This is a genomic window from Oceanobacillus sp. B139/18, assembly GCF_055524595.1.
Genome location: NZ_JBVFXI010000001.1, coordinates 964738 through 989806 on the forward strand (window position 1 = coordinate 964738; position 25069 = coordinate 989806).

The following is a 25069-nucleotide window of genomic DNA, read 5'->3' on the forward strand; positions in this document are numbered from 1 at the left end:
CTAAACCAATAGCATATATCTTTCACAGACTTATTTCAAACTCATTCCATACCTATTGCTTCATCCACATCGGTTCTAGCATATTTCCATCAATATCAGACACCTCTAAGCCATACATTTGTTCTTCCGGCATCCCCATGTCGACATGATAAGCATCACCGCCGTTTACTTTCGCTAATCGGCCGAATTCTTTGACTGCTTCAGCACTTTCTAAGCTAAAGCAGATTAAAACAGCATTTTCTTTTTGAGTATCGGCAATCTTTTTACCTTGGAGAAACTGTTGATAGAAAGCATGCTCTAAAAGCATAATATAAAAATTTTCGTCCCATACCATACAGCTTGCATGGGTATCAGAGAAGTCATCGTTCTTTGTAAATCCTAGTTTTTCGTAAAAATCAGTGGCATTAGCAACGTTCTTGACTGGAAAGTTAACAAAAATCATTGCACTCATTAAAACGCCTCCTTTTCATCAGTTTACTATAAATGGATTATAAAAGCTTCTTCTCGATTGCTCAAATTTTTTTCTCTACGTGACATAAATGTAAAAAAACGCTATCTGTCGGGAATTAACGTATTAATATTTTTTCGCCTGCTTTATATTTTCAGGTAAAAAAATTACGATGAACTCGAAACCAGCATTCGAGCCATCGCAATAGAATATTTCATTCCAAAAATGGTTCCAATCATTTCATTAAAAACAATGACCAGAACCATTTTTAAATTGATTGTGACTGGTGTTATATCCCAGCCTCAGTTATTTTCGTTTTATCTGCTCTTATTATTAAAATGGTGAATTCCCCGATTGTTTTCTAATTGATCCTCAACCACTCCGCTTTGATAACTTTCATTCAATTGATTTTGCACAGCTTGAACGCCTTTGTTATCTTCAAATAGCTGGTTTTTCTTATTTTTATTCTTTTTGCTCATTACTGCCACCTCCTTATCTTTTAGTATGTACAAAACGTTGTAATAGCATGGCGATAATTACTTCCAAATAGTGGTTGTAGAACGACCTGTTCTCTTATCTCATCCGATGAAGCTATAGCTGCCATACTGCTAAATTTGATTTACCAATCCTTTTATTCAATCTTTACCCGAATATCTGCTTCCAGTTCATCCCCTTCCAAACTGAGATATTCCCAGCCGCCTTGTAAACTGACGGTTTCTGTATGCTCTCCGTGGCCTTCAAACAATAATTTCTTCTCTGAATCAGCGGTATTCCAAAATACTTCTGCTTCTCCGCTTTCGATGTTTCCGTTATAGGTAATTTGAATCACCTTTCCTTCACTTCCATCAAGTGATACCCCGCCAAATAAATTTTCTGTGCCTGAAAAATGTTGATATACCGCTTCATACGTTCCTGTATAATCATCTTCTCCAAATGCTCTTTCTCCTTCTAATGATTTATCTTTTGTTAAGGAGGGTTCACCAAAAAAACCGGTAAGTTTATCGCCTGCTTTTCGTATACTTTCACTAAAAAAGTTTTCATCATCATTTGATCCGGAGGAACTGCACCCAACAAGTATAATAAAAGTAGTAGTAAAAGCGACTAAAATTAATAATTGTTTTTTCATCTATACTGCTCCTTTCTCCCTGCGTTTTTTCATATTCCAACGGCAAATAAAATAAATCACCAACAAAACCAGCGCAGGAATATTTTGAGCAATGAACATATAAGCTTTCATACTGAATGTCATATCGGAAAAGAAATCTGATTTTAAAAACATATATATGGAATACCCGAAGGATACGATCGGAAATAAAAGCCCCATGAATCGATTCTTTCTGGTCGATAAATAAAACTGGATTCCTAAAATCAAAACTCCTCCAGCAAAGATAAGCAGCAGCTCCATTAGACTTAAATGCATAACCTGTCCCCTCTTTCATACATATAACATAACTTAATGAACAATTTTGTAATAAACGCGTGCCGTTATTCGGTAGATGACCACATAAACAATCAGGAAAACCAGAAAAGCGATCAGCACACTGATTGGGAATAAGTTCACCTGATTAATCATGACCAGAATCATTAATTTCCTCATGAGGAGGAAAATCGCTAAAATATGGATTCCTGTTACGACGACAGGAAGAAAAAAGACGGTTAAAATCTGAGATTTAATGGCTTTTTTAATTTCCGATCGATTCAACCCGATTTTTTGCAGGATAGAAAAACGCTCTTTATCGTCATAAGCCTCAGAAGTTTGTTTATAATAAATAATCAGTACCGTCATTAATAATAGTAAGACAGCTAAATTCAAAACAATGAACAAAACACCACTTCGGAGGGCCTGTAAGTCACTTGCTGCTTCTGATCGTGTGTCTACAACGACAATATCCATATCTTCCTTTTTCATATTTGAGCGCAGCTGTTCTCCAAATGCTATTTCCTGATCGTCATTTACTCCTTGTTCCAAGCTGATTTGTGTAGAAACGTTTGTGCTTGCAGCATAGTCACCCAATATTTCTTTTTGCTGCTGCTCTATTTGTCGAAGGGTTTCTATATCATCAACAATCATGTAATAGGTGTCACTAATTAAACTTGTCGTTTCATTGTCCAGCGAGAATTCTTCCATATCCTCCATAACGTTGACGGAAAATTGAAAATCCATCAGTGAAAGCGTTTCATTTGTATATTCATCCCCTGTTCCATGTACATATACTTCATTTTCATCAAGCGACAGGTTATCTCCAGTTAACTGATTATAGCTTTCCTGATCGGTCAAATATAAACTGACCGGACTCTCATTCGCTAACATGGAATAGGCATCTTTTGTGACTTCGAAGCCATCGCCCGCAGCAAGTGTTACAAAATTTAGATAGGTATAAGAAGATGAACCGGTAACGGTATTGTTGGTTTCAGAAGCTGTTTGATCAATCAGCTCACTTAATTTTGCTTTGATTTCTTCCCCTGTTTCATCTGTTTCCTCTGGTAATCTTACCTCTGAAATCACATTACCTGAATAGGTTGCATCATCACTTTCAGATACAATATATAAGGAAACCGCGATAGAAAGTAAAAGAATGACACCGACAGATAAGATGGTAATATTCCCAAGACCTACTGCATTCTTTTTCATCCGGTAAAGCATGCCGGAAACAGGGATAAAATGGTTGGTCTGATAATAATAGTTTTTATTATTTTTTAAAATTTTGAGTACAGCAATACTTCCGGTGGTAAATAAGAGATACGTACCGGCAATAATCAATACTGCTGCAAGAAAAGCATAAGGCATACCACTAATGGGCGATTGCAGGGTTAACACAATATAATAACCCCACCCAGTTAATAAAACACCAAGAATCGAAAAGAAGATTTTGGTTTTTGGCTCTTTTTCACCGACATTTCCGCTTTTTAAAAGCTCTATCGGGTTGGCTAATCGAATTTGAGAGATGTTCCCCAATAAAATCAATAGAAAAATGATGCTAAAGAAGTTTAGTGTCCATATCACCGCTTCGGAAGAAAACTCAGACCCAAGAGCTACATCCGCACCCATCATTTGGCGAATCAATAATACACAAACTTTATTAAGGATGGTGCCTGCAACAAATCCTACGACCATGCTGCATACAGCAATATATAAGGTTTCGTAAGCAAGCATTTTCATGATATGCTTTTTATCCATGCCTAAGATATTGTATACACCAAATTCCCTTTTTCTATTTTTCATTAAAAAGCTGTTCATATAAAATAGAAAAATCGTTGAAAATATAATTAATACAAAATACCCCATAGAAAGAATTGTTTTTAAGTTCTCTCCACCCGGAATTTCCGAAAGGCCCGGATTGGTCGATAATGCCTGAATGATATACGTCATCATAATCGTACTGATACAGGAAATGATAAATGGAAAATACATCTTGCCATTTTTACGTATACTGTCTGCCGCCATTTTTAAATAAAAGCCATTACGCATTTCCATCCTCCCCTGCAGCTAAAACAGCAAGTGTATGAGAGACTTTTTGAAACATTTCTTCATTGGATGTATCTCCTTTATACAATTCATGAAATACATTTCCATCTTTAATAAACAATACGCGTTCCGCGTGACTTGCTGCCTTAATACTATGCGTTACCATCAAAATCGTTTGTCCCTCTTTATTAATTTGTCCGAAATGCTCCAGCAATTCATCTGTAGATTTGGAATCCAAAGCGCCAGTCGGCTCATCTGCCAATATTAATTCCGGATCGGCAATCAATGCTCTGGCAACTGCCGCTCTTTGCTTTTGACCGCCTGATACTTCATACGGGAATTTAGTCAAGATATGCTCGATGCCAAGTTTCTTTGCTATCGGCATTAGTTTCTGCTCCATTTCCTTATGCTTTTTTCCGGATAAAACAAGTGGAACAAAGATATTATCCTGTATCGAGAACGTATCTAAAAGGTTGAAATCCTGAAATACAAATCCGAGGTTATTACGCCGGAATGCAGAAATTTCTTTTTCAGGTATCTGCACAATATTTTTCCGGTTCAGCAATACATTACCGCGTGTTGGCTTATCCAATGCCGCCAGAATATTTAATAACGTCGTCTTACCGGAGCCGGATTCCCCCATAATAGCTATATAATCTCCTGCGTCCACGCTGAAAGAGACATCAGAGAGTGCTTCTACTTGATTTCCTCCAAACCTGGTTGTATAGACCTTTCTTAAATGTTGAACTTGTAAAAGTGTCATGGTACATCTCCTTTCTTCCAACAACTTTCTTGTTGATAGGTAAAGAATAGCAAAAAAGAGAAATGTCAATCTACAGTTCTATCTGACATTTCTCCTTTGTTTCTAACATTTTTGTTAGATTGGCTATTCTGTTGTCATTTGTTTATCGTCAAACACGATAGAAACCTTCGTTCCTTTTTTAGGCTCCGATTCAATTTTTATTTGATGCCCCAATTTCGTCAGGATTTGCTTGGAAAGGTAAAGTCCAATTCCACTGGCGCTCTTATGCTCGCGTCCTGTAAACCCTGTGAAATTTCTTTCAGCTACACGAGGGATATCTTCTGGGCGAATACCGATGCCTGTATCCTCTATCACGACAGCATTTTCTTCCAAGTAAATAGAGATGGCTCCTTCCTTTGTATATTTCAACGCATTGGATACAATTTGTTCGAGCACAAAGCTCAGCCATTTTGAATCGGTAACGATGCGTTGATCTATTTTGTCATAATGGACTGGAAGTTTTTTCCGAATAAAGACAGAAGCATATTTTTTGAGGCTTTCACGAATCATGGCATCCAAGTCCACTTTTTGAAAATGATAATCCGTCGAAGTGCTTCCTAAACGTACATACTGTAATATCAATTCGACGTATTGATCGATTTTGAATAACTGTTCCCTCATTTCTTCCATCACTTCCCTATCCTCATCTTGAAGAATTAAATGAAGGGCAGAAATCGGTATTTTTATCTGATGGACCCACATGGTGAAATAATCTAAAATCTCCTGCTCTTTTTCCGCTTTTGTATTTTCCAGATGAGAATGTGCTGCGCTCAATTTTTCCAGTAAATCCTGATAGTCACTTTCTATTAAATTACCCGGCAGCGGTAATTGCTGTATCTCCATATGCGTTTGCTTTTGATGAAAGGTGGGGAGAAATGTATAATCAAATTCATAAATAAATTCACGAAAATATACAATCAAGGAGATGTATAAAATGGATGAAAAAATAACTGGAGAAATAAAACGTTCTTCAAAAGCAGAAGACATTCTAGCTCAAATTAATAGTAAAACGAAGCTGGGAGACTTACGAAAAATCGCAAAGGAGATAAAAAAAGATCATGAACTAGCTCTGGAGCTTTGGTCGACCGAAGCATTTTTACCCAGACTATTAGCCATCTTAATTATGGATAAAAAGCTTCTTTCAGAAGATGTGCTTAATAAGCTTGATGAGGATATGCAAATTCACACGTTTGATGAACGAAATAACTTAATGGACTGGTTAATGGCTAATCAGCTTACCAAGGACAAAAAGAGAATTGCATTGATGCAGTCATGGGAAAATAGCCCCCGCGCTCTCCAAAGGCGAGCTTTCTGGTATTATCAAGCGCGCTTGAGATGGATCGGACAAGCACCGCCTGATAATACTGCAGAGCTGCTAGCTGCATTAGAAGCTAATATTATGCAGGAAGAACCGGAAGTTCAATGGGCTATGAATTTCACAGCAGGCTGGATAGGTATTTATGATGAAAAAAATCGTTCACGCTGTATGAAACTTGGCGAGAAAACGGGCCTTTACAAGGATGAAATAGTAGCAAAAGGATGTACTCCCAGCTATTTGCCGGAGTTTATTACGATTGAAATTAACAAACGACATCATATTTAATCACCTTTAATTTACTACTTTCGCGTTACAATTCTAATCCGTCTAAAAATAGTGGACTAGAATAATAAAAGGAGCGCTTCTTTTATAAAAGAACCAGCACCTCTTTTACTATCGATAAGCAATATTGGATCCAATATTGCTTATCGATAGTTTTGCGTTTGAGAGTAAATATCATATTAATTTTAGATTAACAGCTTTTCAAAACAACTCTTCTTCATATTGTCTTTTTCACACCTGCAATTTATAGTGTCTTCACAGCACTGATTCAATAAACTGCTGTGCAGTCAACACACTAGCAAATTCATCATGAATCGTTGCCAGCGACAAATGATGGATGGTATCTGCATCTATGAATTTACCATGATGATCTTTCATTCCAAACGCAGCAGTGGCATCTGAAAGCAGATACGTTTTATACCCTAAATTCCCGCTCATTCTTGTCGTGGTAGATACGCAATGCGGTGTGGTTAAACCAGCAATTGCAATGGTATCAATATGACATGCTTGCAAATATTCATCTAAATGCGTTCCAATAAAAGCACTGTTCACTCTTTTTGTTATTACTTTTTCTTGTTCCAAAGGAGCGACCGTTTGTTTAATAGGAAATCCCTTTCCTTTATAATAAAATACAGACTCCGGATTATCTGAAATGTGCTGAATATGAATAATCTCCCATTGATGTTCCCGACATCGATCTAATACCTTCTTCATATTTTCTTCTGCATCAAAGTTATTCCGCTCTCCCCACTTTTTGTCATCAAACGCCTTTTGAACATCTATTATGATTAATGCTTTATTTCCTTCCATAACGTCACCCCTTCATCTTTTATGCCTTCCCCCTTCTATTATCTTATTTTATATAACAATAAAAAGCTTTTACATAGTCTTAAAAAGGAAATTAGAGTATTTATCTTTTCATAATTAGGAATTTAAGTTATTCTGTTTTATAAAAAAAGGTTGAGGTATTATATGAACCAAATCGATAGAGAAATTTTGAGGATATTACAGGAGAATGCGAAAATCTCCATGAAGGAGTTAGCAAAAGCCGTTCACTTAACCTCCCCGTCCGTCATAGAAAGAGTACGAAGATTAGAAGAGCAGCAAATTATCGAAGGTTATCATGCGCATGTCTCTTTGAAAAAGCTGCATCGTCCCATTATTGCACTTGTCATGTTTAAATCTACTGATTGTAAAGCGTTATCGAACTTTTGTAATAATCATCCGGATGTGCTTGAATGTTATCGAGTTGCCGGAGAAGTGAGCTATATTGCCAAATTGGCCACACATTCAGTGGAAAGCTTAGAACAATTTATCGATGAGACGATGCAATATGGAACGCCATCAACAAATATTGTGCTGTCTTCCTATGAAAAGAAAGTAATTGATGCGTTTGATATGGAAGAATAAAAAATGAGGGGATTATATAATCCCTCTCATTTTTGTCATTCATTTCCAAATCTCTTTCAAAGACATTATAATCAATATATTTTTAAATTGATAAGAGCTTCCCCCTTACGTAATAAATACTAGTTGTATTTACTTAAAAATTTTTCTATTTTTTGTCTGGTTGTTTGATTAGCTATACTTTCCCAGTTAGTGTCATAACTATGATCAGAAAACGGAAAATAATAAGTTTGGTTGTCTATATTATTTTCTTCGAGTTTTTCATGCAGTATCTCTATTTGCTCTTCAGGTATTACTTTATCTTTTAGACCGACAAATGAAATCGTGGGTGCAGAAGTTTCATTTACATACTGGATAGGAGACATTTGAAGATAACGATGTTTGATTTCTTCTGTTTTTGGCTGGCCATCCATGAGCTGTTCAAGCAGTGGCTGAATAAATTCTTTACTATTAGTATCATCATAGAGCTGTAATAAATCCGATGGCCCATATAGATTAATAATAGAATTTATTTCCACGGTGGAATCGGAATCCGTTTCTCTGGGAGCAAGGCTGTTTTCCTTTAAATCCGTATACCCTGTTAACAATGCTAAATGGCCCCCGGCAGAAGATCCTATTAAATTAATTCTGTTTATATCTAAATGATATTCATCCGCATGTTCAACAATCCAGTTTAACACATCATGTGTATCTGAAATTTGTTTTTGCCACATATCGGGTCCATTTTGACTGTATTCCACATTAAATACAACATATCCCTTCGAATTAAACCATTTACTCCATGAGGAAACCTCACTTTTATCCCCGCTGCTCCATCCTCCGCCATGAATATTTACGATAACAGGACGATTTTCATCATTCACTTTTGTATTCCATACATCCAGTAATAAATCTCCATCTTCCGCAGTTTTATAAACAACATCTTCTTCTAAATCGGAATACGTATCTGTTCCAGAAAAAGAGAATGTATAGTTATCCATCAATGCAGTTTCTGCGTCAATACGATCTGCATAATATTGGTTTTGAATCCCAGATAGGAGCGCGATTCCTAAAAAAGAAATACAGTTGACCGCCCAAATCATTTTTAAAAATAATGCAGATTTTTTCCAAATAAGAAAGAGTAAAATAATGAAAGCTGCTACACCTAAAATGAATAATGCTACAGGAAATGTGAGCAGGTAAAATGAAATTTGGCCTGAATAGGAACCATATCCATTAGCAAAAAATGAGCGCCAAAGCAAAACACACACGCCAGTTAGCACGAGTAAACTAGCAATAATACCAATTTTGTTGAAAATAGATTTAAATTTTGTAAATGTCATTTCTTTTCTCTCTTTCGTTAGTATGTCTGAATAGCGGTACCCTGAAAAGAGATTTTTGAAACTAAAACCTGTTTGTCAGACTACTTTAAATACGCTAATGTTCATTACATTTATGATTTTTGAAATAAAATAAACCCGACTAAATCAATGTTAGTCGGGTTGTAGCTTGATTACTATTAAATAAATGAAGTGTTGCTTTATGGCAACATCTATTTTCAGTAAGCTCCAAAGTAACAGAATATATTTCATTCATACTCTATAGCTTTTCCGCCCCTTTACAATCAGAAATTTGTACAAATTCAATTTCAGTACTATTTTACACGGACTATTATAAAGGGTTTATATCACTTCAGTAATCCATCTGATTTTTAGAAATATATTTTGCTGTTATTAATCTAAATTAGTTAGAGATTTCTTTTAAATTATCTCTGTAAAACTGTAGAGTTTAGCTTCTTTCCTAAAATGAGAGACATACATTTACGCTAATGCGCTTATTTATTTTTGTTTGTCTGATAACTTTGGTGGGAAACTTTATTTTTGTCTACAATAATATATTCATCTCTTATTGGTGTATTCTCCATTAAATTCGTTAACATCTCGATAACGCCTTTTTGAATTCTTTCCTGCGCCTCTACGGTCATACCAGAATAGTGTACTGTTAATCCTGTTTGTTTAAGAGAACGCCATGGATGATCTACTGGAGCTGGTTGTGGATACCAAACATCGCCGCCATATCTGATACGACCATCATTGACCGCATGAACAATTGCATTTTTATCTACAATTGCACCGCGAGCACAGTTAACAAGTACAGCATTTTCTTTCATTTGACTTATTATTTCCTGGTCGAATTTATTCTCAGTATCTGCAGTTAAAGGTGATTGAATAATCACTACGTCAGAGCTTTTAATTAGTTCACCGAACGTAACATATTCGACTCCGATTCTTTCTTCTGCATCTTTCTTTCTAAACGGATCATTATATTGCAATTCTACATTAAAAGCTTTTAATCGTTCTGCTGTTAATTGACCAATTCGGCCAAAGCCAAAAATGCCGACTTTTTTATTTAATAGCTCATTGGCACCAGAACCTACTCTTGGCAGATCCCATTCACCTTCTTCCGCTTGCCTGTGCCCCTCTTCATAATTTCTTAAGAGCAGCAATGTTTCCATTACATTTTGCTCCGCAACACTTTCGTTATTACTGCCAGTTACCTCGGCTACCGTAATCCCTTTTTCTGCTGCTGCTTCTATATCGACATGGTCAGAACCAATTCCTGCAGTAATTGCCAGTTTAAGATTTTTTGCTTTTTCGACACGTTCTTTTGTAATATATGCCGGTAAAAAAGGAGATGATATAACAACATCCATATCTTCAATATGTTGATCGATTTCTTTATCATCAGTTATCAATACTAACTCATCTTCTGTGCCGTTCAGAAAATCTCTTAAGCCTAAAGATGCCTCTTTAGTTAGAAGTTGTGAAGAACCTGTTGACGCTGGAAATAATGCAACGATTTTCATTATAATCCTGCTCCTTTTCATTATAAATTTTCTTACTTCTCTCTTCAGGGTCTTTTTATTTACTTTAGCTCTCCATATAACACCCCCTTTATATAGAAAAAACCACCATCTTATAAAAATCGAAAGCGATTTTACAAGATAGTGGTTAGTAATTAGCACATAAGGTACCATAGACCAATCCGCCATTTATTTCTATATTAAATTCAAGTTATTTAACAACAATAAGCAATTTTGTTCTCAAGCATTAATCGGATACAAACCGAAACAATTTATTTATTTGATAACATAGCTGGATATCAATATCATGACCGTAGTTAGTAATCAGCACCTATGTACCATTGGCTAAGCTACCTAAAATAGTGTAATAGCTTTACAGTCTATCTATTGGTTTGTCAAATATAAATATTGAAATAGCTTCATCATCTTCCACATTAATATCCGCAAATAGTTTTAAAAATTTTGCACCAACTAATTCTTCTAAATCTGAAGGCCGTACTTTTTCATACAGTTGCTTCACCATTTGTGTCCTGGCTTGCCAGATCATTGTATGCCCTTCCTCGGTTTGAGCGATAAACTTTTCTACAGGACTAAGGCTCCCATTCATATAAGCAATAGCCCAAGTACCATGAAATGAGACTTTTATTTTCTCGGGGCCTTTTCCGATATGCTGTTTACGATAGGACCGAACTAGATTGGCAAACTGCTGTTCGACTTTATGAATAGTTGTGGACATGTATAAATCCTCTTTCATAAATAGTATTAATCTAATCTCAAAAATAATTATACCACTTTTTTTACATTAATCAAATTAAACCAATCAAATTAAACCGAAACACTAGATTAAAAATTATCTTTAGCCCCCGCTACTTCCATACGGATATTTGCTCCGATTTAGATACAAACTGCGCAGACATGGCTTTTGCTCTCGCTTGAAGCAATACTTGCCTTCCCTCCGGAGTTCTCGTATATACCAGTTCCGCTTTACCTAAGTGCTTTTCCCAACAAGCCAGGAAAAGTTCTGCCATTTCCTTATTTTGTGCCAGTATCGCAGGAACAGCATGGTAATCGATACGGTTCCACCATAATGTCCGCTGTTTTCGGACAACTATATATCTGGGACTCTCAAGTGGATCCAGTACCTCGCGCAATGCCTCCACATATATTTTTTGTTCATAGATGGGGGCATTCTCTAACCAGCAAGTAATGACGCCATTTTCTTCTTCTGTCTGAATGAGGGAAACAGCTGGCTTTGTCTCTATCCAACTTGACTCAAATAAGGCCTGATATACGATAGTTCCAACTTCACTCATGCTTTTCTCGACACTAATATTACGAAATAAGATTTTAAGTAATCTCCAAATGAATGGAGAAGCAATAATAAGAGCAATAGCTATAATAATAACAACCACCCATAAAAAAGCACGAAAATTATCTTCCAAAATGCGGAAATTCGTTATTTCACCAAGTACATTATCTACAAAGAAAAAAATGATAGAAAGTATCGCGAGAATCAAGGCCTTGATGGTATTCGTAAATAATAATGGACGCGGCACCTGCTGTTTTTTGGCAGATATCTCTTCCTTTAAAGTCCCATCTATTTCAACTGCCGACTTCCAGCGCCGGAAAAGCTGCCCTCTCTCCCTTGCCAAATCACACATCTGCCGGTTGGACTGTTCCTTATCGATGCTGTAAAAGGGAGGTTCGGCCAATGATAGTCGACCAATCCCTGTTTGAATCACATTCTTCTGATGCCCTAGACCAATCAAGGCCTTAAAACGTCTTTTCAATGCAAGGTAATCCTCCCCGCCTTCTGTATTGGTAGCATCCAAGCAAACAAGATGCCATATATTGGCTGTTTTTTGCGGATTGTTTTTCTCTACACGAATGGCTCTTCCTCGCATCTGATTGGACAGCATAAAAGAACCAACATAAGAAGCAAGGACTAATGAATTAATAAACGGTGCATCCCAGCCTTCTCCAAGTAATGCAGCTGTACCAATTAATACAGTGATTTCGCCACGTTCAAATAATTTTGTCATCATTTGCACCATTCGATGCCGTGCACTGGTATTGATAGTGATTTCTACATAAGATGCATCATAGGACAGTTCCGCTGCTGTTATAGCAACATCCCATTGTTCGGCTAAATCTTCACAGGCTGCCAATACCTTCTTGGGAATAATAACAATCGATCCAGTTAAAACCCCAAGCGAGACATCCAATTCCCTGCGGCGCAATTGTTCAAAAACAGGTATAGCTCCCAAACGCCGGAGATCCTGCTCATCTTCTGCTTTCTTAGGCAAATCTTCTCGTCTAATATAATCTGTAAGAATAACCTGGCGCAGCTCTGTTCCTAATTCCTGTGCCTCAAAGGCTGTCACTTGCTGGATGCTGTTTAATTTCGACGGGCTCTGCACCAATAAACGGTTGATTCGATCATTCGCTGTTAAGACCACCCTGCGCTTTTCAACAGCTCCGAGACGTTGAAGGTAAGACTGTATTTCTTTTCGTACCGGCTCCTCTTCATCCATAATATGCTTATCTTGATATAGAAGATGTGTCAGCATGAGTTCCAGCCATTCCAAACTCCACTCCGGAATTTGTTTTTTCTTCAAGCCCATTATCGGAAGCGGCTTTGTCCAAGCAGTACTTTCCACTTCCTTTAAGAAAATAAGCATACTGGACAAATAAGCCGGCTCCGACAGAATTTCTTCTGCATATGTATCCGGATCGGTGATCCATGGATGTGCTTCTATTTTATCAATAAGTGCTGGGTTGTGACGTATGGATTGTTGAAATGCTATGACCTGACTTCGAAATTGGTTGATCTCCTCCTGCTCCTCATGGAGGGGGTCGGATATCCAGACATAATCTTGAAACGGAGCGAGCTCTGCTTCTCGTACCAGCTCTGCTATGCTTATTTCAGCATCAATCTCGCCGCACAGCTCCAAATAGCGGTTCCATTCTTGGATGGATACATCATATGGCGGAGTAGCTGTCAAAGCTACAATAGCTGGGTTAGTAAGATTTTTTCTAAAAGAAACAGCAGAACGCCACCATGCAGTGCGTAAATGATGTGCCTCGTCCAGTACCAATGTCTTTACATAAGAAGCAAGCTTTTCCTGTACTTCTTCCTCCTGAGCAGTCATCCATTGATGAAACCCTTGATAGGTTGCGACTGTAACCAAAGCCTTTTCCTTTAAATCTGTTGTCATCCATTCCGGCTGATTACCGCTCTGATCAAATAATTCTACAAAACGGGCCACCCATTGGTCGCGGATGGCGATAGTCGGTGCCAGTATTAATGCAGGCTGATTAAAACGCAGCATCATCTCCAATCCGATAACTGTTTTTCCTGAACCTGGAGGAGCTACTAAATGTAAATGACGTTTATTCAGATAGGTGTCCATATCATCTATGATAGCTTGTTGATAAGATCTCCATGAATATTTAAACTGTAGGTGTTCGGGAAAGCTCTCCATATCTGTCTCCTCATTTCCTTGCTCTCTACTCTATTCATTCACATTATACGATTCAAGTGGAGAAACTGTCTATTACAGCTTAGAAAAACCGATTCAATTCACTGCTTTAAACATGTTCACTTAAAAAAATTTAATCATCTCATAAACTGCCCTCTCAGCCGACCGAAGCGCTCCTTCCAGATGACCTCCAAATTGAGAATCACTTTCTGTACCAGCAAAAAATAGCTTATTCTGCCATTGTCCAGTTACTCTTTCCAGGCCGTATACCGGAAAATTTCTAAGTGGCTCCCAATCCTCCTCAACAGCAGTTTCGATATCCTTTGACCAATCCTTATATAAAATTGCTTCTGGGTTTTGTGCTTCCTCCCCGAAAAGCCGGCTTAACTGGTCCATAATCATTTCTTTCATTTCATTTTCTCCAAGTTCCCATCGAATGTTAGCTGGTATTCCAATAAAACCGAAAAGTGCTCCGCAGCCAGTTTCTGGAGAAGCATCATGGATTTCCTGCAGAGGTCCGACTCTGCTGGATACAAATCCGGAAAGATCGGATTCTCTCCAAAATGGACGGTCATAGAGTATAACTGCCTTTGCCTGTCCTGCCATCCAAGTAGCTTTATCTAATAGCGCACTTTGAAGATTTGGAGACAAGGAAGGGGAAAATTCGATGTGTTTGGCTATAATCCGAGGGGGCAATGCCAGAATAACAGCACTTGCAACTATTTTATCTCTTTTTCCATCCGTACGTTCTGATTCAACAGTAATCGTATCCTCTGTATCGATTTGAATTGCTTTTACTTGTGTATTTAGATCAATCACTCCTGGAGGAATTGTTTCTGCTATGGCATTAATAAGTGATTGAACACCGCCCCTAAAACGCATCGATAGAGCATTGGGATTATCCGGCAGCACAAATCGTTTTGGCGCTTCATGATGAGATTGTTCTGCCAGCATGGCACCTTTCGTATATTGAGGAAACGTTTCTAAATGGAGTTGTTTAACTAGATTGACGATTGTATTTTCATATTGCGGCCAAAACCAGGTTGCACCAAGGTCAAATTTCCCTAAATCCGGTCTATTTGAACCTGCAGTACTTAAGGTTCTCCCTCCTATCCTGTCTCTTGCCTCCAGAACCCTGCATGGAATTCCTTCTGCCGTGAGTTTAGATGCAGCATGTAAACCAGATAAACCCGCACCGACGATAACAATAGGATGTTTCATATTCCTGCCTCTTTCCATAAAGTTATTTTAAAAGCTGCTTATCTATAAATAAATAAGCAGCTTTGTTCGTTATATGATAAATGACATACTTCCCGAATATTCCGCCAAGCTATGTCAAGAGACTCCAGCAATCCTTAAGCTGAAATAATAGAATGAATCTCTTTGGAAACGATGGAATCAAAATAAGAGATGTCTCTGGAACTTTGCGTAATCAATTGCGCTCCTTGAACCACTACAAATAGATGATTCGCCATCGTACTTGCCCGTTCTTCGGTAATGTGAAATTCCTCTAATTTTTGTTGAAGCCATAATACATTTTTATTAAAGAATGCATTGATTTCTTGCTGCAATTCATTATCTAAAGAAAAAGATTCCATGGATAGCATCGAACATAAACATACTTGATAATTTTTCTGTAAACTGTCTTTAAATTGTTCTGTATATGCAGTAAGAATCTCTTCAAGAGAATGAAGTTTGTCACAGCGATCGTCTAAAGAAACAAAAAAATGATTAATATAGTGCTCTAACACACTTTTTACAAGGTCTGATTTAGTCGGAAAGTAATAATGGATGCTTGCTTTTCTGATGCCTACTATGTTTGCAATATCAGCAAAACTAAATCCATTTATCCCCCTTTCTTGAATCAGCTTTTCCCCTGTTTCAATAATTTTTGTTTCCGTGCTTTCTTTTTTTGCCATTCAATCACCTTTATCTTTATTATTAACGCAGCCTTGCTGTAGCTCCGCCATCTACAGGCATAACTGTCCCTGTAATCCAGGAAGATGATTCACTTGCTAAGAATAAGATCGCATTCGCAACATCTTCTGGTTGTCCATTTCTATTTAAAGGATGGAATTCATTAAAGGAACCTAAAACCTCCGGAACTTCCTCATCTGAAAGGAAATTATTATAAATTGGCGTTTCCACTACAGCAGGAGCTACTGCATTTACCCGAATATTATCTGCAGCTAATTCTACCGCCATATTTTTTGTGAGCGCGTGTCTTCCAGCCATAGCTGCGGAATAAGCAGCCGATGGTGTTGCTTCTACTGATTGGATCGCCCACATAGAACCCGTGTTGATAATAGCACCTTGTCCACGTTTTTTCATTTCCGGAATGACTGCTTGCGAAGTGAAAATAGTTCCTTTCACAATGACATCAAGGTAAGATTGCACATCTTCCGGTGTATATTCTGTGAATGAAGTTGGAACAAACTTCCCAGTATTGTTAACAAGTATATCAACTCCGCCATATAATTCAACTGCTTTGTTAACCAGCTCTTCAGAAGTTTCCGGGAGGCTGATATCGCCTGCTGCAAAGCTTACTTTTTGTCCGGTTGGATCAATTTCTGCAACGGTAGTTTTCAAAACCTCTTCTCTCCGTCCATTAATGATTACATTAGCACCTTCATTAAAGAATAATTCTGCCGCTTTTCGGCCGATTCCAGTTCCTCCGCCAGTAATAATTACGGTTTTATTTTGAAATTGCATATATGTTTCCCCGCTTTCATTTTATTTATTGAATATTTTCATTCTACCTACTGGTAGGTAGAATGTCAAACGTAGAATTTTGGGTGCAAATAAAAAATAAACCCGCCTGAGTAAGTTGGGTTTATTTAGATGAGTAGTTATACAAATTTTATTAAAGTTAATAGGTGCTTTCTGATATATTCTTATATTCTATTGATACTTATAACGAACTCAAAGCTTCATCAATGGATATATTTCCACCAATAACATCAAAAGCTTTACCGATTGTTTGCTTATTCTGGAGTGATGCAATAGTCACTGAAGCAACATCCTCTCGGGTAATAATTTTATGCGGAAGATACTCTCCAATTTGAATCTTACCTTTCCCTGATTCATTGGAAAGGTGCCCAGGACGAATAATGGTGTAATCCAAGTTAGAGTGCTCTATCAATAAATCAGAATAATGCATTGCGGCAGCATATTCTTCATAATCATTCACCCATTCTAGACGATCCTCATCATGAAAGTGATGAATACCTCCTGCACTAATGAGAATAAAGCGTTTCACACCAGCTTGTTCAGCAGCTTTTGCCGTTTTTACTTTCCCATCTAAGTCAACGAGCACGGATGGGCTTCCTCCAGCAGTAAAGACAACCGCATCAATTGAAGATAGCTTTTCAACAATTTGTGCCACTGTTTCACGTACATCTACTAATCGTGCCTCAACACCTTGTGATTTAAACTCCTCTATCTGTTCTGGCTTACGTACACCAGCAATAGGATTATATTGGCTGGATTCTTGTAACTTTCTAACGACTTGTCTGCCTGTTCCGCCATTTGCTCCCACAACTAAAATATTCATCGTAATTCCTCCATTCAAGAACTATTTTGTATTAAATATTCTTACGCCTGATTCGTTGGATAAATCGTATATTCACTTACATTCGTATCTTCTGGTTGCTCCATCGCGGAAACAACAACTTCTGCTACTCGCTCCGGTTCAATTCCAGTTTTGGCATAATCTGCACGCTGCATTTGTTGTACTTCAGAATCGGTAATAGAATCCAGTAATTCTGTATTAATTGAACCTGGATAAATTGTTGAAGTCCGTATGTTCGTTCCTTCCTCAACAGATTCTTTCCGAAGGACTTCCATAATATTACGCAATCCCCATTTAGTCGCTCCATATACACCACAATTTAAATAATTACGTAATCCGGCTACGGAAGATGTTGCAATAAATTGACCTGACTTTTGATTGGCAAAATGAGGAATTGTCGCTGCAATCCCATAGAGTACCCCTTTTAAATTGATATCAATCATAGCATCCCAATCCTCCACTTGTAGTGAGGACATGCGTGAATTAGGCATAATACCACCATTCAAAAACATAACATCAACTGTTCCATAAGTGTCGACTGCTGTTTGAATTAATTGTTGATTATCCTGACGTTTCGTTACATCGGTTACGACATAAGCAGCTTGTCCTCCTTGCTCTTCAATAGTCTGAACAAGTGCTTTTAATTTTTCTTTACGTCTTGCTCCGATTACTACTTTTGCCCCTTTTTTTGCTGCAAGTTTAGCAGTTGCTGCTCCGATTCCGCTCGAAGCTCCTGTAATCACTACTACCTTATCCTGAATAGACATAATCGTTCCCTCCAATATATGATTTGAATGCTGTTTGTATATGATTCTTTAAGGTATTAACACTACAGCCCCTGTTATTTGTCGCGATTCTAACAATTCATGAGCTTTGACAGCATCCCTTAAAGAAAGCTGCTTCGGTTCTGGAATTTGAATGATGCCAGACTTAATAGCATGGAATAACTCATTTCCCATTGAAAGAAGGCGATCATAGTTCATCACATGATGATCTAAATCAGGAAATGTTGCATATAATGATCCTTTAGCTGCTAACATCCACATCTCTAACTCGACAGATCCTGATGCCATACCAAAGTTTACGTAATAACCAAAAGGCCGTAATGATGCTAAGGATGCTTCAACCGTTGCTTTTCCAACCCCATCATAGACCACATCGCAGCCTTTCCCATTCGTAAATTCTTTCGCACGCTGAGCAATGTCTTCATGACGGTACTCAATGACGAAGTCACAGCCACTTTGATAGGCGATTTCAGCTTTTTCAGCAGCTCCAACCGTTCCAATCACTGTGACGCCTTTATTCTTTAGCCACTGTGTCATTATATTGCCAACTCCGCCTGCAGCTGCATGAACAAGGGCAACTTCTCCTGCTTGAACTGGATAGGTACGATGAATTAAATAATGTGCTGTTAATCCTTTTAACGTCGAAGCCGCTGCTATTTCATAACTCATTTCTTCAGGCAGAGGGAGCGTTAAATGTGCAGGCACAATATGCTCTTCCCCGTAGGCTCCTGGAGATTGAGTATAAACGACACGATCTCCTATTTTAAATTCGTCTACTCCTTCGCCAACAGCGATTACTTCTCCGGCTCCTTCCTTACCTGGCGTAAGTGGTAATTCTCCGCCCGTTCTTGTATAAATATCTGTATAATTTACGCCGATGGCACGATTGCGAACTTTGATTTTTCCTTTTCCCGGTTCGCCTAGTGATACACTTTCTAAATCCATCACTTCAGGTCCTCCGTGTTGCTTTACTACAATTTTTTTCATTACACTTTCCCCTTTCCTCAGTGTTTTTGCATATCCCCTCAAAAAGATGGAGGATAAAGGGCCTCGATTTCGAGCGTCAGCATACTTTATAGAAAGGCGGCATTATCAACTTGAATAATTTGCCCTTTCATTTTCCGTCCCATATCGCTTGCCAAAAATAAACAGGCATTTGCTTGGTCAATAGGATCTGTCTCTTCAGCTTCCCAATTCACATATTTTTTAGCTAAATCTAATTGCAATGTTCCGCCTGGGTTTGTGCCTTCTAAATTCCCTCGATGCATTGGTGTCATTGTTGTTCCGGGTGCAATCGCATTACAGCGAATATTGGTCTCGGATAAACGAATAGCGACATTGTGTGTTAACGTGTTGAGTGCTCCTTTAGATGACGCATAAGCCACCCCATTAATCGGATGTTCCCCATTGACAGAGGTAACATTAATAATGACACCGTCATCTTTTGGCAAGAAATATTTTAAAGCTTCGCGAACATAACGTGCTGGACCGAAATAGTTCACATCAAATACTTCCTGCATACGTTCATCTTCAATTTCATCAATAGCATCTCCATCAACGACGCCTGCATTATTAATTAAAATATCTATACCTCCAAATTGGTCAACTGTACTCTCAAATACTTCGGAAACTTTGTCCGGGTCAGTAACGTCAGCGACCATACCTGCAGCTTGGTGTCCTTTTGACGTAATTCCTTCAACTACTTCATTCAATTGTTGTTCATGCAGCGCTGTAATAAAAACAAAGGCTCCTTCTTCGGCAAATAATTCTGCCGTTGCTTTCCCGATTCCTGATGATGCGCCTGTAATAATGGCTACTTTATTTTTTAACATTAATTTTCCCATCGATTTATTCTCCATTCTGTTTTATAGTTTTCAAATGTAGGTTTCTTTTAAACGTTACATTAATCCTATCTTTCTTTTGTATGGAGTGAGAGCTTCCTGACTCAAACCCCTTACACTCTAACCATTTTCATCACCCCATTTATGAGAGATGGCTTCAATCTATGGATAACTTCTCTTAACTTGCTAATTGGGCCTCAGAACGATATTCACTGTTTCTTAATAGAATAAATACGAAACTCAAGATAACAGCGATGATTCCTACTAAGACAACATATTGTGTTCCCATTCCGGAGATAAATAAGCCTCCAATGGCTGTTCCGATGGTTGTTCCAATATTACAAGCTGACAAGAACATCCCATTGGAAAAATCAGGCGCTTCTGGTGCTGCAGAAGTAACCAGATATTGATTGATATTTGCTCCTATTCCAGCAATGATTCCCCAAATTAAAATAATGGCTGCTGTTGCTAATGTAAGCTGTCCAGCGAAAAATAAAATGATATAAATACCTCCCAATAGGAAAGGCAATGCCATAATTGTTCTAATCGGGTTAAAAGTAAGCAGTCTTCCGGCCAATATATTACCAATAATATTAGCTGCACCATAAACAAACAGCAGTAAACTAGTTACACTCGGTGATACATTTGTTACGGTTTGAAGATACTCTGCCAGATAGCTGTAAACCCCGAAAATAGCTGCATTTACCAAAACAACAATGATAATCGAAAACCAGGTAACCGACTTTTGTAATACTTTTAATTGTTTTCCGTAAGAAATTGTTTCTTTTATCGGCATGGATGGAACATAAATGACGGTAGCAATAAGCACTAAGATATTTACAATCGCAAAAAAGGCCAAAGCGATTTGTAAATTAGTTGTTCCGGCAATAAAACTGGCAATTGGAACACCGACGACCATCCCTGCAGATACACCAATAAAAATTTTAGCTACTGCTTTTGGAGCTTCTGCTCTGCTGACCGAATCAGCAGCTGCCGAAAACGCTAAAGAAACGTATACTGGATGAAAAAGTGCTGGAATGATTCGAGCAGCTAATAGAACTGCAAAACTAGCTGTGAATATTGAGATGATATTCCCTATAACAAAAATGACTAATACAAGCACCATCACATTTTTTCGATTGAATCTTGAACATAATAACGGCATAATTGGGCCAGATATGGCGACACCAATTGCGAAAATACTTACCAGCCATCCGGCTGTTGCAACACTTACATCGAAGTATTCCGCGATATCAGGTAATATTCCAATGAAGCCCATTTCAGTATTTAAAATACCGAAAACCCCAACGGTTAAAATAAATATAATGAAGCTATTTCGTTTTTCCAATAAATCCAAATCCTTTCTTTTATAAAACGTCTTGAAGTGAAATTTCTCTAGACTTCTAACTTTGTTTAATACATATTACTTCACAACTTGCAACAGACATTCTTTACGTGTTCGTAATAATGAAAATCTAAAATAATTTCTGTTCCATAGCTTCTTTACTTAGCTCACGTCCAGTAATCAAACTTTTTACCTTCAAGCATTTTCTTTGCCTCTTGCCAGCTAATTTTATTCTACTATCTCGAAATATATATAACAAATACCTATTTCTTATGTAGTGATATGCCTTTTAAGAATGATTCTTCCTAAATATTTTGAGATGAGAAAAGTAATATTCGGTTTCAATTTCCAATACGTAAACTTCATGCCGTTTTTCCATTCAACAACGAAGACAGGATGGATAATTTGGCCTACCATTTGAGCATTGGTGTAGAGTGATGAATTCTTGAACTCCATTTTACTTCTAAGAGCTAAGTAAATTATTAACTACTAAATCTATTCTACTTTCCTGGAAGCACCATTAAAAATGCTTACTTTTCATGACATGATATGCTTTTTTTGAATAACATAATCTATATAGTGTATAATACAAGTCATGATATGCTTGTAAGGTATTTCAAAATATATAATCAATCATAGGAGGAGCATATAATGGAATTTAGAGTTCTGCGCTATTTTTTAACTGTTGCCAGAGAAGGCAGTATTACAGGAGCGGCAAATTTTTTGCATGTTACTCAGCCAACCTTATCGAGACAATTAAAAGAACTCGAAGAAGAATTGGGGAAAAAATTATTTATCCGAAAAAGTCACAATATTGTTCTTACTGATGAAGGAATGATCCTGAGAAAGAGAGCAGAAGAAATTATAGATATGGTCGGTAAAGTGGAAAAAGAATTTCATTCCATGGAAGAAACAATAGGCGGAGATATTTATATAGGCGGCGGGGAAACAGAAGCTATGAAGCTAATTGCGCAGGTAGTAAAAGGTATACAGGTTAAATACCCTAATATTAAATATCATTTTCATAGTGGGAACTCTGACGACGTAACGGAGCAGCTTGATAAGGGATTACTTGATTTTGGAATCCTAATTCAACCAGCAGATTTATCCAAATATAATTATATCAATCTCCCGGCCAATGACGTCTGGGGAGTTGTTATGAGAAAAGATAGTCCTCTGGCCGCAAAAGAAAACATCCAAACAATGGATTTATTAAACGTCCCGCTTCTCTTTTCAAGACAAGCGATGAAACCAGGGTTATCTAGAAATGAATTTGCTGAGTGGTTTGGTGATGATTACGATAAACTAAATGTAGTCAGTACATATAATCTTATCTATAATGCGGCGATTATGGTGGAGGAAGGCATTGGTTATGCCGTCACCATTGATAAAATAGCAAATACCTCTCGTGACAGTAACCTTTGTTTTAGACCATTAGAGCCAAGACTTGAATCAGGTTTAAATATTGTCTGGAAGAAGCATCAGGTTTTTTCCAATGCAGCTCAATTGTTTTTTGAGGAAATCCAAGATAAATTTTCTAACAATAAATCCGACGTATAAGAAAAAACTCCCAAATGGAAACATTTCGTTTCCGTTTGGAAGTAATCCATTTTAAAATATAGACCTGATTTACAAAGTTTCTTGACTAAACCGGTTGACCGGTTGGCCGAACAATCATGTCACTAACTGACATGCGATCCGGTGTATCGATGGCAAACACAACTGCGGAGGCGATATCTTCAGAAGTTAATCCAGATTCCAATTGATCTTGATGAACTGCCTCCGAAACTTCTTTATTATTAATTGTTTTATATAGCTCTGTAGCAACTGCTCCAGGAGAGATAATGGTTGATTTGATATTATTTTCTCTTTGTTCCTGTCTTACCCCTTCCATAATCGCACGTACTGCAAATTTTGTTCCACAATATACTGCTGAATCCGGATAGACAACATGCCCTGCTACAGAATCTGTGGCAATAATATGTCCTGATTTTTGTTCTGCCATCACAGGAACTACAGCAGCAATACCATTTAAAACACCCATGACATTGATATCAAGCATTTGTTGCCATTCATCACGACGTCCCTCTACGATTGGAGCTGTTGGCATGATACCTGCATTATTATATAACACATCGATTTTTCCGTATGTGTCTAATGCAAGCTGAGCAACCCTCTGCACTTCTTCATAATTCGTTACATCTGCTTGCTGGATAAGAATATTTGCTTCTGGATACGCTTCTTTAATTGCTTCAAGACGATCTAAACGTCTAGCTGCTAAAATTAATTTAGCACCGCGTTCTGCAAGCTGTTTGGCTGTAGCTTCACCAATCCCGCTTGATGCTCCCATAATAATCATAACTTTATCTTTTATTGTCATGAAAAATTCCTCCTAAATTTCTTATAATCTTCATTATTATCATAAAAGAGAACATTTAAATCCTCAAATACCTATATCATATATGATGATATACTAAATAAGCATAAGGTTTGTGTTGTTTTTTATATTAGCTAAATACATAGAACAGTCTGGGTAACGGGAATGATGAGCTATTTAACAAAACAGCTCATAAAAAAAGCAACCAGCCTACATGAGATTCATAGGCGGTTGCTTTTTTGCGTTAATTTGCAATAAGGATTTTAACATACAGTAAATCTGTCATCTAGTCCCTATGCTTAATAGGTCCACACTTTAGCTTGAAGTTCTTGTACTCCAAATTCCAATGCATCGTCTAAGTCTTCCTTATAAATATCCAGATGGCCATTTGTAATAGCACTACCCCTGTCTTCGCACACGTAAGTTTCATCCTGCTCCGGGATATGTATTTTCGTGCCAAAAGGAAGCGATTGCGGACATGCAATGGTCCTTCCTTCTTCTACTTCCTCACCAGATGCTGTGATACCATAGGCTGGATCACCAGGTTCTTTACCAGTAGATTCTGGACCAGCTGTATAAGCTGTCACTGTAAAAGAGGCTCCGTTTTGATCTGGTATTGTTACTGTTTGCCCAGCTTCAATATATGCAGCATCCGATATGGATGGATTTGCTGCAATAAGCGCATTGACATCTACTTGATAGTTTTGTGCGATACGATAGACATTATCTCCCGGTTGCACTTCATGCTGCTGCTCAGCTGCTGCCGCCCCAGTAAAGAGCACGAATCCAGCCAAAGCAAGAAAAATTGAAAAAATATACTTGATAATAACACCTTCCTCTCCAATATGATAGTAACTATCTACCCCACTTCTTAGCTTATAAACTCAAATTCTATCTATTTAATCTAATTGTAATAAAAATGAAAAAATAGAAATATATTTTATTCTATTGATTATTTTCCATAGATGAGCATGCTGGTGAAGTTCTTGCGTAAAAACATCCAATCAATGAATTACTTTTTCGCATAACGAAGTGATAAAAACGATAAATAATTCATAACTCTCGAATTATTTATCGCAGGCTAATATCAGTTTCATACGCTT

General features: G+C 37.6%; 25 protein-coding genes. 3 read left to right on the forward strand and 22 right to left on the reverse strand.

Translation table 11 applies throughout. From position 1 onward, the window contains the following. Nucleotides 1-52 precede the first annotated feature (52 nt). The 7 genes from ACZSMY_RS04705 to ACZSMY_RS04735 all read right to left on the reverse strand — a co-directional run bounded on the left by ACZSMY_RS04705 (nt 53) and on the right by ACZSMY_RS04735 (nt 5559). Nucleotides 53-451, reverse strand: a complete 399-nt coding sequence (locus ACZSMY_RS04705; RefSeq protein ID WP_465147489.1) for a VOC family protein — start codon at nt 449-451, stop codon at nt 53-55. 314 nt (nt 452-765) lie between these two features. Next, nucleotides 766-927 carry a hypothetical protein gene (locus ACZSMY_RS04710; RefSeq protein ID WP_175297063.1) on the reverse strand — a complete coding sequence of 54 codons (162 nt, stop codon included), beginning with the start codon at nt 925-927 and terminating at the stop codon, nt 766-768. Between the two features lie 152 nt (nt 928-1079). Further along, on the reverse strand, nt 1080-1574 hold the full coding sequence (locus ACZSMY_RS04715; protein ID WP_465147490.1) for a hypothetical protein: 495 nt from the start codon (nt 1572-1574) through the stop codon (nt 1080-1082). Next, complete coding sequence (locus ACZSMY_RS04720) at nt 1575-1868, reverse strand: hypothetical protein (protein ID WP_465147491.1); 294 nt, start codon at nt 1866-1868, stop codon at nt 1575-1577. A 33-nt stretch (nt 1869-1901) separates the two neighbouring features. Beyond that, entirely contained in the window at nt 1902-3917 is a 2016-nt protein-coding gene (locus ACZSMY_RS04725) for an ABC transporter permease (protein ID WP_465147492.1), read from the reverse strand. Continuing rightward, complete coding sequence (locus ACZSMY_RS04730) at nt 3910-4677, reverse strand: ABC transporter ATP-binding protein (protein WP_465147493.1); 768 nt, start codon at nt 4675-4677, stop codon at nt 3910-3912. Before ACZSMY_RS04730 ends, ACZSMY_RS04725 begins: the two co-directional genes overlap by 8 nt. A 123-nt stretch (nt 4678-4800) precedes the next feature. After that, nucleotides 4801-5559 carry a sensor histidine kinase gene (locus ACZSMY_RS04735; protein ID WP_465147494.1) on the reverse strand — a complete coding sequence of 253 codons (759 nt, stop codon included), beginning with the start codon at nt 5557-5559 and terminating at the stop codon, nt 4801-4803. A gap of 91 nt (nt 5560-5650) precedes the next feature. Here ACZSMY_RS04735 and ACZSMY_RS04740 point away from each other — a divergent pair, with 91 nt between their 5' ends. After that, complete coding sequence (locus ACZSMY_RS04740; protein WP_455725395.1) at nt 5651-6319, forward strand: DNA alkylation repair protein; 669 nt, start codon at nt 5651-5653, stop codon at nt 6317-6319. A gap of 252 nt (nt 6320-6571) precedes the next feature. Here ACZSMY_RS04740 and ACZSMY_RS04745 read toward each other — a convergent pair whose 3' ends face one another. Next, the gene (locus tag ACZSMY_RS04745) at nt 6572-7126 is read right to left on the reverse strand and encodes a cysteine hydrolase family protein (RefSeq protein WP_465147495.1); all 555 of its coding nucleotides are present in this window, start codon (nt 7124-7126) and stop codon (nt 6572-6574) included. Between the two features lie 162 nt (nt 7127-7288). Here ACZSMY_RS04745 and ACZSMY_RS04750 point away from each other — a divergent pair, with 162 nt between their 5' ends. Then, on the forward strand, nt 7289-7726 hold the full coding sequence (locus ACZSMY_RS04750; protein ID WP_332093688.1) for an Lrp/AsnC family transcriptional regulator: 438 nt from the start codon (nt 7289-7291) through the stop codon (nt 7724-7726). A gap of 119 nt (nt 7727-7845) precedes the next feature. Here the strand turns inward: ACZSMY_RS04750 and ACZSMY_RS04755 are convergent, their stop codons facing one another. The 12 genes from ACZSMY_RS04755 to ACZSMY_RS04810 all read right to left on the reverse strand — a co-directional run bounded on the left by ACZSMY_RS04755 (nt 7846) and on the right by ACZSMY_RS04810 (nt 21592). After that, nucleotides 7846-9045, reverse strand: coding sequence for an alpha/beta hydrolase fold domain-containing protein (locus ACZSMY_RS04755; protein WP_465147496.1), 1200 nt, complete (start codon nt 9043-9045; stop codon nt 7846-7848). Between the two features lie 491 nt (nt 9046-9536). Continuing rightward, entirely contained in the window at nt 9537-10568 is a 1032-nt protein-coding gene (locus ACZSMY_RS04760) for an NAD-dependent formate dehydrogenase (protein WP_212928196.1), read from the reverse strand. Nucleotides 10569-10938: 370 nt separating this feature from the next. Then, entirely contained in the window at nt 10939-11301 is a 363-nt protein-coding gene (locus ACZSMY_RS04765) for a Na-translocating system protein MpsC family protein (RefSeq protein ID WP_042534049.1), read from the reverse strand. 130 nt (nt 11302-11431) lie between these two features. Continuing rightward, the gene (locus tag ACZSMY_RS04770) at nt 11432-14050 is read right to left on the reverse strand and encodes a DEAD/DEAH box helicase family protein (RefSeq protein ID WP_465147497.1); all 2619 of its coding nucleotides are present in this window, start codon (nt 14048-14050) and stop codon (nt 11432-11434) included. Nucleotides 14051-14170: 120 nt separating this feature from the next. Next, complete coding sequence (locus ACZSMY_RS04775) at nt 14171-15268, reverse strand: flavin monoamine oxidase family protein (RefSeq protein WP_465147498.1); 1098 nt, start codon at nt 15266-15268, stop codon at nt 14171-14173. A gap of 134 nt (nt 15269-15402) precedes the next feature. Next, nucleotides 15403-15966 (reverse strand): TetR/AcrR family transcriptional regulator, encoded by a 564-nt coding sequence (locus ACZSMY_RS04780; RefSeq protein ID WP_465147499.1) that lies wholly within the window; start codon nt 15964-15966, stop codon nt 15403-15405. A gap of 22 nt (nt 15967-15988) precedes the next feature. Further along, the gene (locus ACZSMY_RS04785) at nt 15989-16759 is read right to left on the reverse strand and encodes an SDR family NAD(P)-dependent oxidoreductase (protein WP_465147500.1); all 771 of its coding nucleotides are present in this window, start codon (nt 16757-16759) and stop codon (nt 15989-15991) included. A gap of 199 nt (nt 16760-16958) precedes the next feature. After that, entirely contained in the window at nt 16959-17600 is a 642-nt protein-coding gene (locus tag ACZSMY_RS04790; RefSeq protein WP_465147501.1) for an SDR family oxidoreductase, read from the reverse strand. A gap of 41 nt (nt 17601-17641) precedes the next feature. Then, entirely contained in the window at nt 17642-18385 is a 744-nt protein-coding gene (locus ACZSMY_RS04795; protein WP_465147502.1) for an SDR family oxidoreductase, read from the reverse strand. 48 nt (nt 18386-18433) lie between these two features. After that, a complete protein-coding gene (locus tag ACZSMY_RS04800) occupies nt 18434-19390 on the reverse strand; it encodes a quinone oxidoreductase family protein (protein WP_465147503.1) in 957 nt (318 codons plus the stop codon). Between the two features lie 86 nt (nt 19391-19476). After that, the gene (locus ACZSMY_RS04805) at nt 19477-20247 is read right to left on the reverse strand and encodes an SDR family NAD(P)-dependent oxidoreductase (RefSeq protein WP_465147504.1); all 771 of its coding nucleotides are present in this window, start codon (nt 20245-20247) and stop codon (nt 19477-19479) included. Nucleotides 20248-20422: 175 nt separating this feature from the next. After that, complete coding sequence (locus ACZSMY_RS04810) at nt 20423-21592, reverse strand: MFS transporter (RefSeq protein ID WP_465147505.1); 1170 nt, start codon at nt 21590-21592, stop codon at nt 20423-20425. 648 nt (nt 21593-22240) lie between these two features. Here ACZSMY_RS04810 and ACZSMY_RS04815 point away from each other — a divergent pair. Then, on the forward strand, nt 22241-23149 hold the full coding sequence (locus ACZSMY_RS04815; protein WP_465147506.1) for a LysR family transcriptional regulator: 909 nt from the start codon (nt 22241-22243) through the stop codon (nt 23147-23149). Between the two features lie 85 nt (nt 23150-23234). Here the strand turns inward: ACZSMY_RS04815 and ACZSMY_RS04820 are convergent, their stop codons facing one another. Beyond that, nucleotides 23235-23969: an SDR family oxidoreductase gene (locus ACZSMY_RS04820; RefSeq protein WP_465147507.1), complete on the reverse strand. Its 735-nt coding sequence runs from the start codon at nt 23967-23969 to the stop codon at nt 23235-23237. A gap of 296 nt (nt 23970-24265) precedes the next feature. Then, nucleotides 24266-24748: a LysM peptidoglycan-binding domain-containing protein gene (locus tag ACZSMY_RS04825; RefSeq protein ID WP_244882401.1), complete on the reverse strand. Its 483-nt coding sequence runs from the start codon at nt 24746-24748 to the stop codon at nt 24266-24268. Nucleotides 24749-25069 lie beyond the last annotated feature (321 nt).